The 14,090-nt window shown below is 62.5% G+C and carries 14 protein-coding genes; 11 read left to right on the top strand and 3 right to left on the bottom strand.

Features of this window, described 5'->3' with window-relative positions; all coding sequences use genetic code 11:
• Positions 1–120 precede the first annotated feature (120 nt).
• The 11 genes from ARUE_RS17020 to ARUE_RS16970 all read left to right on the top strand — a co-directional run bounded on the left by ARUE_RS17020 (position 121) and on the right by ARUE_RS16970 (position 11,192).
• Positions 121–468: a hypothetical protein gene (locus ARUE_RS17020; RefSeq protein ID WP_043471456.1), complete on the top strand. Its 348-nt coding sequence runs from the start codon at positions 121–123 to the stop codon at positions 466–468.
• Entirely contained in the window at positions 468–2,948 is a 2,481-nt protein-coding gene (gene nirB / locus ARUE_RS17015) for a nitrite reductase large subunit NirB (protein ID WP_014922619.1), read from the top strand. The genes ARUE_RS17020 and nirB overlap by 1 nt, the downstream gene beginning before the upstream one ends.
• A complete protein-coding gene (locus ARUE_RS17010) occupies positions 2,945–3,280 on the top strand; it encodes a Rieske (2Fe-2S) protein (protein ID WP_014922618.1) in 336 nt (111 codons plus the stop codon). Before nirB ends, ARUE_RS17010 begins: the two co-directional genes overlap by 4 nt.
• 216 nt (positions 3,281–3,496) lie before the next feature.
• Complete coding sequence (locus ARUE_RS17005; RefSeq protein ID WP_014922617.1) at positions 3,497–4,960, top strand: amino acid permease; 1,464 nt, start codon at positions 3,497–3,499, stop codon at positions 4,958–4,960.
• A 330-nt stretch (positions 4,961–5,290) separates the two neighbouring features.
• Positions 5,291–5,749: an SRPBCC family protein gene (locus tag ARUE_RS17000; RefSeq protein ID WP_011775886.1), complete on the top strand. Its 459-nt coding sequence runs from the start codon at positions 5,291–5,293 to the stop codon at positions 5,747–5,749.
• Positions 5,749–6,405 carry a pentapeptide repeat-containing protein gene (locus tag ARUE_RS16995; RefSeq protein WP_014922616.1) on the top strand — a complete coding sequence of 219 codons (657 nt, stop codon included), beginning with the start codon at positions 5,749–5,751 and terminating at the stop codon, positions 6,403–6,405. Before ARUE_RS17000 ends, ARUE_RS16995 begins: the two co-directional genes overlap by 1 nt.
• A 141-nt stretch (positions 6,406–6,546) precedes the next feature.
• The gene (locus tag ARUE_RS16990; RefSeq protein WP_014922615.1) at positions 6,547–7,773 is read left to right on the top strand and encodes a thiolase family protein; all 1,227 of its coding nucleotides are present in this window, start codon (positions 6,547–6,549) and stop codon (positions 7,771–7,773) included.
• Positions 7,773–8,609, top strand: a complete 837-nt coding sequence (locus ARUE_RS16985) for an enoyl-CoA hydratase/isomerase family protein (protein ID WP_014922614.1) — start codon at positions 7,773–7,775, stop codon at positions 8,607–8,609. Before ARUE_RS16990 ends, ARUE_RS16985 begins: the two co-directional genes overlap by 1 nt.
• Positions 8,606–9,469 carry a 3-hydroxyacyl-CoA dehydrogenase family protein gene (locus tag ARUE_RS16980; RefSeq protein ID WP_014922613.1) on the top strand — a complete coding sequence of 288 codons (864 nt, stop codon included), beginning with the start codon at positions 8,606–8,608 and terminating at the stop codon, positions 9,467–9,469. The genes ARUE_RS16985 and ARUE_RS16980 overlap by 4 nt, the downstream gene beginning before the upstream one ends.
• A gap of 27 nt (positions 9,470–9,496) precedes the next feature.
• The gene (locus ARUE_RS16975; RefSeq protein WP_014922612.1) at positions 9,497–10,093 is read left to right on the top strand and encodes a GNAT family N-acetyltransferase; all 597 of its coding nucleotides are present in this window, start codon (positions 9,497–9,499) and stop codon (positions 10,091–10,093) included.
• A gap of 214 nt (positions 10,094–10,307) precedes the next feature.
• Positions 10,308–11,192, top strand: coding sequence for an SGNH/GDSL hydrolase family protein (locus ARUE_RS16970; protein WP_014922611.1), 885 nt, complete (start codon positions 10,308–10,310; stop codon positions 11,190–11,192).
• A gap of 111 nt (positions 11,193–11,303) precedes the next feature.
• Here the strand turns inward: ARUE_RS16970 and ARUE_RS16965 are convergent, their stop codons facing one another.
• Genes ARUE_RS16965 through ARUE_RS16955 form a run of 3 tightly spaced genes read right to left on the bottom strand, consistent with a single transcriptional unit; the run spans position 11,304 to position 14,090 of the window.
• The gene (locus ARUE_RS16965; protein ID WP_014922610.1) at positions 11,304–12,431 is read right to left on the bottom strand and encodes a Gfo/Idh/MocA family protein; all 1,128 of its coding nucleotides are present in this window, start codon (positions 12,429–12,431) and stop codon (positions 11,304–11,306) included.
• On the bottom strand, positions 12,428–13,201 hold the full coding sequence (locus ARUE_RS16960) for a ThuA domain-containing protein (protein ID WP_014922609.1): 774 nt from the start codon (positions 13,199–13,201) through the stop codon (positions 12,428–12,430). The genes ARUE_RS16965 and ARUE_RS16960 overlap by 4 nt, the downstream gene beginning before the upstream one ends.
• A 31-nt stretch (positions 13,202–13,232) precedes the next feature.
• Complete coding sequence (locus ARUE_RS16955) at positions 13,233–14,090, bottom strand: carbohydrate ABC transporter permease (protein WP_014922608.1); 858 nt, start codon at positions 14,088–14,090, stop codon at positions 13,233–13,235.

Genomic DNA, 14,090 nt, shown 5'->3' with positions numbered 1-14,090 from the left:
CCGTGGTGAGCCGCCTGCAAAGTGATCGTTACCCCCTGTCCTGCAAGCGGAAACGTGGCATCGAGTGTCCTGAAACACGGCCGGAGCACCATGGAAGGAAGCCGGCCGAAAGGAACTTCCGTGATCGCCAAGAACCTCTTCCTCCAGGGCATCTACCCCTTCGAAGGCATCGGCATGGAAAAGCCGGTCCCCCTCCACAGCGAGCTGGCGCACTTTGTCCCGGACGGCGTCGTGAACCAGACGCTGTACTTCCGCGGCGGCAACTCCAGCCCCGAACTCATCACCGTGGTCCTCATGCGCGACGGCGTCCCCATGCGCTACTTCCCCATCGGGGCCAAAAGCGATGTGCACGTTCCGCTGAGGGTGGTGGAAGACATCGATGGAGGTTCCATGATTGAGCTGTTCATCGTTGCGCCCGCCGGCGTGAGAGGTTCCGTTGTGGTGGATCTCGGGATGGTGGAGCACTGATGCGCCGGCGGCTGGTGGTGATCGGAAACGGGATGGCCGGTGCCCGGGCTGTTGAGGAAATCCTGGCAAGGGGCGGTGCCGACGTCTTCGACATCACCATGTTTGGCGATGAACCGTATGGGAACTACAACCGGATCATGCTCAGCCATGTGCTGTCCGGCGAGGAAAGCGATGCGGACATCTTCCTCAATGCGCTGCCCTGGTACAGGGAGAACAACATCACCTTGCACGCGGGTGTCCGGGTGGATCGCATCGACAAGTTCAGCAAGCACGTCTTCGCCGCCGACGGTCGCGTGGAGCCGTACGACGTCCTGATCATCGCGACCGGCAGCCGCTCACACCTGCCACCCATGGGCGGTGTCTACGCACCCAGCGGCGCGGTCAGGCACGGTGTCTTCACGTTCAGGACATTGGACGATACCCGGAAAATGATTCAGTTCGCCCACCACGAGGCCCACCACGATCACCGGCGCAAGGCAGTGGTGATTGGCGGCGGCTTGCTGGGACTGGAAGCGGCCCACGGCCTGCAGGCCAACGGCCTGGACGTAGCTGTTGTCCACTCAGGCGGTCACCTCATGAACGCCCAGTTAGGGCCCGACGGCGGTGCAATACTGCGGCGAAGCGTCGAGGCGCTGGGCATCGAGGTGCACACAGGAAGCCGGACCACGGCGATCCTCGGTTCAGACCAGCTGAGTGGGGTTCGGCTGCGCGACGACACTGAGATTGACTGCGACATGGTGGTGGTCACCGCAGGCATCAGACCCAATGTTGATATCGCCGTTGTGAGTGGGTTGGCAGTGGAGCGCGGCATTGTGGTGGACGACCAACTGCGCGTCATGGATGAAGATGACATCTACGCAGTAGGGGAGTGCGTCCAACACCGCGGTGAGGTGTACGGACTGGTGGCGCCCCTCTGGGAGCAGGCCGCCGTACTGGCAGACCAGGTCACGGGGATGGATCGGTCTTCGGCATATCTGGGTTCCAGGACCGCCACCAAACTGAAGGTAGCCGGCGTCGATGTCGCTTCAATGGGCCTTTCCGGTCCTGAACGGGACACGGACGAGCACATCGTGTTCTCGGAACCCGGCCGGGGTGTGTTCAAGTCCATCGTCATCCGGGACAACAAAATGGTGGGCGCCACCCTGCTGGGCGATCACCGCAAGGTGGCTTACCTGACCCAAGCTTTCGATCAGGGGTTGCCCCTTCCGGAGGAGCGGCTCTCGCTGATGTTCGATCTCGGTTCGCCGGGTGAAGAAGAAAGTGTGGCCGAACTCGCGGACAGCGCACAGGTCTGCAACTGCAACGGGGTTTCCAAGGGGGCGCTCGTTGCGGCGGTGCGTGGCGGGTGCGCTTCGGTGTCCGCGGCCATGGATGCTACCCGGGCCGGTAAAGGCTGCGGCTCGTGCAAGCTCATGGTCACGCAGGTGGTGGAGTGGGCCGCAGGCGGGGCTGTGGAGGAAGACTTGGCCGCGGGCTACTACGTTCCCGGTATTCCTTTGGACAAGCCTGCTTTGATGGCCGAGATCCGGGCACGCGGGCTGCGATCCGTTTCCCAGGTGTTTGCGGCGCTCGCCCCGGGCAGTGTTGAGGATGCCAAATCCAAGATGGCGCTGGCTTCGCTTATGAAAATGATGTTGGCCGATCTGTACATCGATGAACGCGACGCCCGGTTCATCAACGACCGCGTGCACGCCAACATCCAGCGCGACGGCACATTCTCCGTGGTCCCACAGATGAAAGGCGGGGTGACGTCTGTTCAACAGCTCCGGAGGATTGCCGACGTCGCGGAGAAACACAGCATTCCCATGATCAAGCTGACCGGCGGTCAACGGATTGACCTTTTGGGAGTCCCGAAAGAGGACCTGCCACAGGTCTGGGCTGACCTGGACATGCCGTCCGGATACGCCTACGGAAAGAGCTTTCGCACCGTCAAAACCTGTGTTGGCAAGGACTATTGCCGGTTTGGGACAGGTGACTCCACCGGTCTGGGCATCTCTTTGGAGTCCCGTTTCCAAGGAATCGAAGCGCCTGCCAAGCTGAAGCTCGCGGTCTCCGGGTGTCCACGCAATTGCGCCGAGTCCTTGGTGAAAGACGTCGGGGTGGTGGCTGTGGAAGGCGGACGCTGGGAGATCTATATAGGGGGAGCGGCCGGCGCCCACATCCGGAAAGGCGACCTACTGGTTACCGTGGATACACCGGAAGAGGTCACACTCTTGGCGGGCCGGTTCATGCAGTACTACAGGGAAAACGCCAACTGGCTGGAGCGGAGTTACTCGTTTGTTCCGCGGGTAGGCATCGACCATATTCGCAGCGTCATTCTGGACGACTCCGAAGGGATCGCCGCCCAATTGGACGCCGCCATGCAGGCGTCCGTTGACAGCTACGTGGATCCCTGGAGCGAACGGGATGATCCGCTGACGCCCGGTCAGTTCCGGACTTCCTTGCCATTGACCGTCCTCCCGCAGGTGCCGGTCCGATGAGCGCCCGGTCCGTTCCGGCAATCGAAGCGAATACGGTCTTGGGGTCCGTTGACCAAATTCCCTTCGGGGAGGGCAGGGCCTACGGAGTCGACGGCGAGCAGGTTGCGGTGTTCCGGTTACGGGACGGCACGCTGCGCGCCGTCGGGGGCGTCTGCCCCCACAAAGGCGGCCCGATCGCTGACGGAACCATCGACCATAACGTGGTCATCTGTCCCCTCCATCAGCACGCCTTCGAGCTGATGACAGGTTGTTCCACCACGGGGGAGAAATCTTTGCGTTCCTACAAAGTCTTCGCAGATGAGGCCGGGAACATCGTGCTGACGCATGACTGAACAGCGGTTATCTACAGCCCCCTTGTTGCCTGCGTCACGGGCATTGTGGTTAATCCCGTAAGATAGACGGGTTGCGCGAAGCTTCGGCGTTCTGCGTTCTTTGTCACACTTCGAACCCTCAAACGAGGAAAAGCTCGAATTATGTGTGCCAAAGCCGCCTGTGTTCCGGCACTGGCGTAACACCTACAGCAACACCCCAACCCACAAGGAACAGCTGTGCCGCAAAGTACTCCCACAGATCTCCAGAGCCCCAAGGCCTCATCCGCAGCCTCGGACTCCAACCTCAGCGCCGAGGGATATCAGAAGACCCTGAGCCGCCGCCACGTCACCATGATCGCCATGGGTGGCGCAATCGGCGTCGGCCTGTTCATGGGCGCCGGTGGCCGCCTCGCCTCCACCGGCCCGGCCCTGATCTTCTCCTACGCCATTGCCGGCGTCATCGCTTACCTGCTGATGCGCGCCCTCGGCGAGCTCATCATGTACCGCCAAACCTCCGGCTCCTTCGTGAGCTACGCCGGCGAGATGTTCGGCAAGAAGGGCGCTTTCCTCTCCGGGTGGATGTACTTCATCAACTGGGCCATGACCGGCATTGCCGAACTCATTGCAATCGGCCTGTACTTCCAGTTCTTCTTCCCCAACGTGCCCATTGAACTGTCCGCCATCGCAGCGCTGGTGCTGCTGGTGGCCGTGAACCTGTTCAGCGTCAAGGCGTTCGGCGAATTCGAATTTTGGGCCTCCTGCCTCAAGGTCGCGGCCATCGTGATCTTCCTGGCCGTTGGCACGTTCATGGTTGTCACCAACGCCAAGGTGGGCGAGGGCAACGCGTCCGTCGCAAACCTCTTCCACGAAGACGGCGGCATGTTCCCCAAGGGCGGCCTGGTGATGATCCTGGTCCTCAACGCCGTGATCTTCGCTTACAACGCCATCGAGCTCGTCGGCATTACCGCTGGTGAGATGGAAAACCCGGAACGCGAAGTTCCCAAGGCGATCCGCGCCGTCGTGGTCCGTATTGTTGTCTTCTACGTCGGTTCGGTGACGCTGCTCGCGATGCTGCTGCCGTCCGACCAGTACGTGGCCGGCACCTCGCCGTTCGTTACCGTGTTCGGCCAGATGGGCCTTGGCTGGATGGGCGATGTCATGAACATGATCGTCATCACCGCCGCGCTGTCCTCCTGCAACTCGGGCCTGTACTCGATCGGCCGCATCTTCCGCACCATGGCCAACAACGGCCACGCACCGCAGTGGCTCACCAAGATGTCCACACGCCACGTGCCGTACGCGGCCATCCTGGCGATCGGTGGCGTCTACCTTGTAGGCATCCTGCTCAACATCTGGCTGGGTGGCTCGCACGCGTTCGACCTCGCGCTGAACACCGCATCCATCGGCGTGATCTTCACGTGGGGCTCCATCTTCGCGAGCCAGATTGCCCTGCGGAAGAAGCGCGGCAACGTCTCCAGCCTGCCGATGCCCGGTTCACCGTGGACCAGCTGGTTGGGCCTCATCGCTTTGCTGGCCATCACCGTGCTGATCGGTTTCGACTCCATGACGGACAAGGAAACCGGTGAGGTCTTCCTGCTTGGCCTGTGGACCCTCGCCACCATTCCGTTCTTCGCCCTGGTGCTGTGGCTCGGATGGCAGAAGGTCAAGAACAACGAGCCCAAGAGCGAGCTGTTCAGCTAACTCTTCCGGTTCACCCCTCTTCCGGTCCATAACTCGACGGCGGGCGCTTCCCTTGGTGGGGGCGTCCGCCGTTCGCGTTGTGGGGCCTGCTTTGCGCCTTTTGGGTGGGGTGAGTCGTGCAGAGTGGGCCTCGCAACGAGCACCCCTGGTGTTGTGGGGCCTGCTTTGCGCCTTAAGGGAGGCGCGAGTCGTGCAGAGTGGGCCTCGCAACGAACGCCCCTGTGTTGTGGGGCCTGCTTTGCGCCTTTTGGGTGGGGTGAGTCGTGCAGAATGGGCCTCGCAACGAGCACCCCGGTTGGGAGTGTCGGGGGTCGGGTCTAGGCTCAATATATGGAACACACCACCACCCTGACGCAGCACGTCAACGCAAGCCCGGAGAAGGTTTGGGCCGTCATCTCGGACATTCCCGGCTCGGCCGGAACGCTCTCCGGCATCGAATCCATCCAGATGCTCAGTGAGGGCCCGTACGGCGAGGGCACCCGCTGGAAGGAAACCCGCACCATGATGGGCAAGCAGGAAACAGTAGAGATGTGGGTGTCCCAAACAGACCCTCCGCGCAGCACCACGGTCAAGGCGCTTCAGGGAGGCGCGGACTACACCACCCGCTTCACCTTGAACGACCGCGACGGCGGCACGGACCTGACGCTGACCTTCGGCGCCGAGATGATCAATCCTTCGCTTATCAGCAAGGTGGGCATGGCCTTGTTCGGGAAAATCGGGATGAGCATGACCCGCAAGGCCCTCAGTAAGGACCTCGCCGAGATCGCCGCCAAAGCGGAATCGCTCTGATGGTGGCTGTGAAGGTAGCGGCCCCCAAAATCTCGCCGGTGCGGTTGGATGAACTGCGTGACGACGACGCCCCGGACTTCCAGCGCGGCGAACGGTACGACGGCGTCCGGCTCACCCGCGTTTCTGCCGACGGCGAGGAACTGAGCGGCGCGGATTTCATCGAGTGTGAGCTTAACGGTGTGTCCTTCAACGAAGCCCAATTGCGGGGAGCTACGTTCCGTGAATGCATCCTCGCGGAGCCGTACGCCCCGGTCTTCATGGCTGCCCGGAGTTCCTGGCAAGACGTGGAGATCAGCAATCCGAGGTGGGGCTCAGCCGAACTTTATGAGGGGAACTGGCGGTCAGTCCGCATCGATGGCGGCAAGCTGGACTACGTGAACCTTCGAGGCTCCAAGCTCATGGATATCCAAATCTCCGACTGCATCATTAACGAGCTGGACCTCGGCGGTTGCACGGGAACGCGGTTGGCGCTGAAGAACTGCACCATCGGCACGTTGGATGTCACGGGCGCCAAGCTAAAGGACGTGGATCTGCGGACCTCGGAGTTCCGTGGAATCAACGGTCTGGCGGGGCTGGCAGGAGTGGTGATCGATGACTATCAGCTGAGCCTCATGGCACCGCTGCTCGCTGGACACTTGGGAATCAGGGTGGTTTGATCCGGGCTGGGGCCGGTCTCCTCTGATCTGTAACTGAGGGCTCAGCTGTTGACCGGCCCGCCCTGCCGTGTAATCTTTATAGAACGAACGGTCGGTATATTATTCCGGACCGGTCCCTTTCACTTCGCGAAGGATGTTCTCATGGTCGAGGCTTTTCTTGTTGGCGGCGCACGCACGCCTGTAGGTCGCTACGGTGGGGCACTGTCCTCCGTCCGCCCGGACGATCTCGCAGCATTGGTGGTCCGGGAAGCGGTGGCGCGTGCCGGCGTCGATCCTGACTCCATTGACGAGGTGATCCTCGGTAATGCCAACGGCGCGGGCGAGGAGAACCGGAATGTGGCCCGCATGGCCACCATCCTGGCCGGACTTCCCCTCCACATCCCCGGCATCACCGTCAACCGACTGTGTGCCTCGGGCCTTAGCGCGATCATCATGGCCAGCCAGATGATCAAGTCCGGCGCGGCGGACATCGTGGTGGCCGGTGGCGTTGAGTCCATGAGCCGGGCCCCCTGGGTGCAGGAGAAACCGACCACGGCGTTCGCCAAGCCCGGCCAGATATTCGATACGTCCATTGGCTGGCGCTTCGCCAACCCGCGCTTCACCAAAGGCGAGCTCTCCCGTGACGGCAAGATGACCTACTCCATGCCTGAAACGGCCGAGGAAGTGGGCCGCGTGGACAACATCTCCCGCGAGGATGCTGATGCTTTTGCTGTCCGCTCCCACGAGCTCGCCTTGGCCGCAATCGCCGGTGGGCGCTTTAAGGACGAGATCGTTCCCGTCACGGTGAAGACCCGAAAGTCGGAGACCGTGGTGGACACGGATGAGGGTCCCCGCGAAGGCACCACCATGGACGTACTCGCTGGGCTCCGCCCGGTGGTTCACGGCGGATCCGTGGTGACGGCCGGCAACTCCTCCACGCTCAACGACGGCGCCTCGGCCATCATCGTTGCTTCCGAGGCCGCCATCAAGAAGTTTGGTTTGACCCCTCGCGCCCGCATCGTCAACGGCGCCTCGGCTGGATGCGAACCGGAGATCATGGGCATCGGCCCGGTCCCGGCCACCCAAAAGGTCCTGGCTCGCTCCGGCCTCACCGTGGATCAGCTGGGCGCCGTGGAACTCAACGAAGCCTTCGCCACCCAATCGTTGGCGAGCATGCGCCGCCTCGGGCTGAACCCGGACATCGTGAATAACGACGGCGGCGCCATCAGTTTGGGGCACCCGCTCGGTTCCAGCGGCTCGCGAATTGCGATCACCCTGCTGGGCCGCATGGAGCGGGAACTGGCCTCAACTACCGGACCTAAGCTCGGATTGGCGACGATGTGCATCGGCGTCGGACAAGGTACCGCGATGCTGCTGGAAGGCGTGTAATGGCGCTGGATCCGAAAGACTTCTCCACACTTCTCATCGAGGACCGCGGGGACCGCCTCACTGTTCTGCTGAACCGTCCCGAGGTCCGTAACGCGATCGACCAGACCATGGTGGACGAGCTTCACCTGGTCTGCGCTGAACTTGAGCGGAACCCGAAGGTACTGATCATTGCCGGAACCGAGGGCGTTTTCGCCTCGGGTGCGGACATCGGACAGTTGCGCGAACGCCGCCGGGACGACGCCCTGCAGGGGATCAACTCCACGATCTTTGTCCGGATCGCCAAGTTGCCCATGCCCGTGATCGCCGCCTTGGACGGTTACTGCCTTGGCGGGGGAGCCGAGCTCGCGTACGCTGCCGACTTCCGCATTGGAACTCCGAGCGTCCGCATCGGGAACCCTGAAACCGGTTTGGGGATCCTGGCCGCAGCCGGTGCCAGTTGGCGGCTGAAGGAACTGGTGGGCGAACCTAAAGCCAAGGAAATTCTCTTGGCCGGTGCCGTGCTCCGCGCTGAGGAAGCCTTGCGAATCAGCCTGATCACGGAGATCCACGAAGCACCCGAGCTCATGGATGCGGCACACAAGCTGGCGGACAGGATCGGACGCCAGGACCCTCTGGCCGTGCGGATTACCAAATCCGTGTTCCACGCCCCGGCAGAAGCCCACCCACTGATCGATACCCTTGCCCAGGGAATCCTCTTCGAGTCCCAGGCCAAGTTTGATCGCATGCAGGCTTTCCTGGATAAGAAGTCCGCGAAAGCTTCGCAAGAAACCGCCCTACCCGCCGCTGACACCGCCGCCGCACCCGACGTACCCACGCAAGACAGGACCCAGAAATGACCGAAGCTCCCGCCATCCCGCACGTCGTTGGAGTCCTGGGCGGAGGCAGGATGGGCGCCGGCATCGCGCATGCCTTCCTTACCAAGGGTGCCACTGTGATCGTGGTGGAACGCGATCACGAGGCAGCGGCCGGAGCGCAAGGTCGCGTTGCTGATGCCGTTGCCAAGTCCGCGGCCCGCGGTACCTTGAGCGAAACCCCCGAAGACGTTATGTCCCGTTTCAGCACCTCCACGGACTACGAATCCTTCATCCACTGCGGTCTCGTGGTGGAGGCCGTGCCCGAGGATTACGATCTCAAAGTCACAGCGCTGAAGGCTGTGGAGGACCACTTGTCCGCGGATGCTTATCTGGCGTCGAACACGTCCTCGCTGTCGGTCACGGGGCTAGCCAACGAGCTTCGCCGCCCCGCGAACTTCGTGGGGCTGCACTTCTTCAACCCTGTGCCTGCGTCAACCCTCATTGAGGTGGTGCTGGCCAAGGAAACGTCTCCCGAACTGGCTGAAGCAGCGAAAAACTGGACTGAGGCACTTGGCAAGACCGCCGTCGTCGTCAATGACGCTCCTGGCTTTGCGTCCTCAAGGCTCGGCGTGGCAATTGCCCTTGAAGCGATGCGCATGGTGGAAGAGGGCGTGGCGTCGGCGGAAGACATCGATGCTGCCATGGTCCTCGGTTACAAGCACCCCACTGGTCCGCTCAAGACCACGGACATCGTTGGTTTGGACGTCCGGTTGGGCATTGCCGAGTACCTTCACTCCACGCTGGGCGACCGCTTCGCTCCGCCGCAGATTCTGCGGGACAAAGTGGCGCGCGGCGAGCTGGGACGCAAGACGGGCAAGGGCTTCTTCGACTGGACCGACTGACGGCTGCGCGGCGGTTAGGCTATCCGGGTGACTTCAATCGAACCCATCACCCTGACCGGAAAATTCGTGACGCTGGAGCCGTTGAGCCAGGAACACCACCACGGCCTGGTGGACGCTGCCCGCGACGGTGATCTCTGGAAGCTCTGGTACACCTCGGTCCCTACGCCCGAGGGCATGGCTGCCGAAATCGATCGCCGCTTGGGGCTGCAATCCCAAGGGACCATGGTGCCTTTTGCCACCAGGTCCAACACCACGGGCAAGCTCATCGGCATGACGACTTACATGAATATCGACGCCGAGACGCCTCGCTTGGAGATCGGATCCACGTGGAATGCCGCGTCGGCGCACGGTACAGGAACCAACCCGGATTCGAAGCTGTTGCTCCTGCGCCACGCGTTCGAAACCCTGGGCTGCCCGGCCGTGGAGTTCCGCACGCACTGGATGAACCAGCAGTCCCGTGAGGCTATCGCCCGGCTCGGTGCCAAACAGGACGGCGTGCTTCGAAACCACTCCCGCAGCAAGGATGGTGCCCTCCGCGACACCGTGGTCTTTTCCATCCTCGAACACGAATGGCCGGCCGTCCGGAATGGGCTGGAATTCCGGTTGGAGAAGTACAGCGCGTAACTGGTTCGCCGAGGGGTGAGCTTTCGGCCTTATCCGGTCGCGTAAGCCTTGAGAACTAACCCCTCGGCGTGCTGTCAAGGTCTTTCCCCATCACACCCGTAGGCGTAATCTAGCCAACACATTGCCCCGGGTGCGCGGCCGACTGGTGGGCGAGCCGCGACTTCCGCGCATGCGGAACCGGAGCCCCATCGAGCGGTAAAAAAGGGGATTCACAATGGCAACTCATCAATTACGACGGCGGCACACCGCTTTTGCGGGCGCGCTTGCGGTCCTGGCGCTCACCTTAGGATTTACGGCAAGTCCGGCTACTGCCGCCCCGCCGCCACCGGTGGACTACGTTGCGCTCGGTGATTCGTATACGGCGGGGACCGGGGCCGGCGGGTTGTATGCAGACGCAATTTGTTGGCAAAGCGAGGGCGGCTACGTGGATGTGGTTGCCGATACAGGCCGCGTGAACCTTTTGGCGAACGGGGCGTGCCATGGGGCGCTCTTGTTTACTCTCGACGAGGTTCCCATTCCATCGGTTTCGGCCCAGATTAGCGGCCTGGGGAACGAGCTTGCTGCTGCGGAGCTCGTCAGTATTACGGCAGGCGCCAATGACATTGGGAGTGGGGATGCTCTGGTTGCTTGCCTCACGCAGACTCTCATCATCTGCCAAGGTGCCGTGAATAATGCCATGTCCCTCTTGCCGGGCCTGGAGTTGACGCTTGCGGAATTTTATAGGGACATCGCCGAAGCCGCGCCAAAAGCAACCATCGCGGTGATGGGCTACCCACTGCTCTTTGATCCCATCAACGGTGTGCCCATTGTTTCTGTGGAGCACCAGATTGAGGTCAACCGGGCCGTCGCTGCTCTCAACACGACCATTGCAGCAGCGGTGAAGGCGAGTGAGGTCAATGCGGTGTTCGTTGACGTGACCAAGCGATTCCGCGGGCATGCGGTCAACTCAGCTGAACCGTGGATTGTGCTGGTCCCGGCTCCGGTGCCCCCGTTCAATCGCCTGCCGGACGCCAACTTCCACCCGAATCCGGCCGGCCATCAGGCCTACGCCGCAGCCCTACTCTCCACAATCAAGCCCGCCCAGCTGGCAAAGCGCTAACCCGTTCGCCGAGGGGTGAGATCTCGGGTGTAAGAACACCCGATAAGCCCGAGAGCAAACCCCTCGGCGAGATCAGGGCGAGATCGCAACCAAGTCACGCCGGAGCACCCGTCACAGCGCAACGCTTTCGCCGGCCAGGGCACTCCTCACCGAGGTCCAGGACTTGAGTACCTCCAACACGGCGGGATCGCGCTCAGCCAGGATTGCTTGTTGGTACGAGTCTTCCAGCAGCGAATCGACTGAAACACGTGCACCGGTGGAAGCGCTGAGGATGGCCGCCTCCACCATGGCCAGGCTCATGATGTTCTGGTGCACACGTCCCATGGGCGTGCTTCCGGTGCGCACAGCGGACACGAAGTCCCGCAAGGAGCCGGCAATCTCCTGGCCGGGGTCCTCAGAGTACCCGGCATCCGATGGAACGGAAGATACTGGTTCGTTGTCGCCGTCCCAAAGGACAGTTCCGTGCTCGCCACCGATCCGCCACGACGCATTCCATGATGTTTCCTGTCCAGGGCTGCACCAGCTGCCCGTGAACACAAAGCGCTCGCCGCCGGTCATCTCGAAGATGGCCGTGGACCCTGCGTCTCCGCGGTACCAGCTCCACGAAGGGTTGTACTCCTCGCAGAACACTGAGACGGGGTCGGCGTCCAGCAGGAAACGGGCCATATCGAACTGGTGGATGGCCATGTCCAGCAGGAGTGGGTGGTCCATGGCGTCCCGGAAACCGCCGAAGTGCGGGGCCTTGAAGAACTCAGCGGACACAATGCCAACGGCACCCAAAGTTGACGATAGGTGTTTGGCGGAGAACAAGTGCTTGTTGTACCGCCGGGACTGGCTGACCATGAACAGCTGACCATGGAGCTCGGCGGCGGCCGCCAAGGAAAGCCCCTGGGCCACAGTGGAAGCTACTGGTTTCTCACCGAGGACCGGCAAGCCTGCGGCCAGCGCTTCGGTGGTGACCGGATGATGCGCGGCAGGAACGGTGACGTTGATGACGGCCTGGGCTCCGACGTCGGACGCCACTGCTGCTGTACCGGCACCGACCGGGAGGTCGGGACGGCCCAGGGACGCCGCCGCTTCGGTGGCGGCCGAAAGGTCAAGGTCAACGATGCCCGCGAGTTCCACCAACGGCGACGATTCCACCGTCCGCAGCCACGCGCGGCCCATGCCCCCGGCGCCGACTACCACGACGCGAAGGGGAGTGCCGTCGTCGGGAATGGTGGCGAAATGCGTGCTCACGCGTTGGCTCCCTGGTAGCTCTTGCCGTTGAAGAAGTCGCCGGTCTCGTAACGCAGCAGTTCCGGTACAGCGCGTTCCGGACGATCGGTGATGGCCCATTCCACGGCGTTGGCGATGACCCGCCGCACGTCCTTGTGGTGGTAGACGGGGTAGTCCTGGTCGCCGGGGCTGAAGAAGAAGATTTTGCCGTGACCGCGGCGGAACGTGCAGCCGGAACGGAACACCTCGCCGCCGCTGAACGAGCTGATGAACACCAGTTCCTCGGGGGTGGGGATGTCGAAGAACTCGCCGTACATTTCCTGCTGCGGGATCTCGATGGGGTGCGGGATGCCTTTGGCGATGGGGTGTGTGGGGTCCACGGTCCACACGAGTTCGCGGTCCTGTTCCGAGCGCCAGCGCAGGGTGCACGAGGTGCCCATGAGCTTGGTGAAGATCTTGGACCAGTGCCCGGAATGCAGCACAATCAGGCCCATTCCGGCCAGGACGTGCCGGTGGACGCGCTCCACGATCTCGTCCTCAACGTCGGCATGTGACATGTGACCCCACCAAGTGAGGACATCGGTGTTGCCAAGGACTTCCTCGGTGAGGCCGTGTTCCGGTTCATCCAGGGTTGCGGTCCGGACCTCGACGGCGGCACCCAGGTTCTCCTCGATGCCCGCCTTGACGGCGCCGTGCATACCATCCGGGTAGAGGCGTGCCACCAGTTCGTCGCGCTTTTCGTGGCGGTTCTCGGACCACACAGTGACGCGGATGGGCTTGCTTTCAGTCATGATTTTCTCCTTGAAGGTGTGGGAGGGCGGTCTACTTGACCGCACCGCCGGTGGTGCCGGCGGCGATGTATTTTTGGGCCGCGACCAGCAGGACGATGGCCGGGATGGAGGCGAGTACCGCCGTCGCCATGACCGAACTCCAGTCGTTCACATAGGCGCCGATGTACTGGAAGATGCCCAAGGTGACGGGTCGGACGGCTTCGGTGGTGGTCAGCGTCAGCGCGAACAGGAAGTCACTCCACGCGAACAGGAAGGTGAAAAGCCCGGCGGTGATCAATGAGTTTCGGCTGAGCGGCAGCACGATCGACCAGAACGCCCGGACGTGTCCGGCGCCGTCCACCCGTGCGGCCTCGATCACCGAGGCCGGCATGCCGTTCATGAACGCCCGGATGATGAGGATCGCGAACGGGATGCCGTGGGCCGAGTCAGCCAGAATCAAACCTGGAATGGAGTTGAGCAGGCCCAGATCGTTGTACGCGGTGTACAGGGCGTTGGCCACCACGATCCCCGGAATCATCTGGCTGATGAGGATCGCGAACAGGACCACTCCCGCGCCACGGACCTTGAAGTAGGCCAAAGCGTAAGCGGCCGGGGCGGCGATGGCCAGGCTCAGCGCCACGCTTCCGAGCGAAATGATGAGGCTGGTTCCCAGGTTGCCCGCTTGCTCGTTGATGGCTGTGGCGTAACCGGTGAAGTCGGGCTTCAGCGGGAACCACGAGGTTTCCAAGGTGGTGCCGTTGGGTTGCAAGGAGGCGTTGACCATCCAATACACGGGGAACAGCATGATGGCCAGGAAGAAGATGGCCAGTGCCGTGTAGCCCCAGTTCTTGCGTCCCGTAGCTCGTGGGTTGTTACGCCGGAGCGTGGGGGCTTTCAGTGTGGTTGTCAT

This window comes from Arthrobacter sp. Rue61a, assembly GCF_000294695.2.
Classification (GTDB): domain Bacteria; phylum Actinomycetota; class Actinomycetes; order Actinomycetales; family Micrococcaceae; genus Arthrobacter; species Arthrobacter aurescens_A.
Note: the sequence above shows the minus strand (reverse complement) of the source record. Positions and strands in the feature narration are given on the sequence as shown.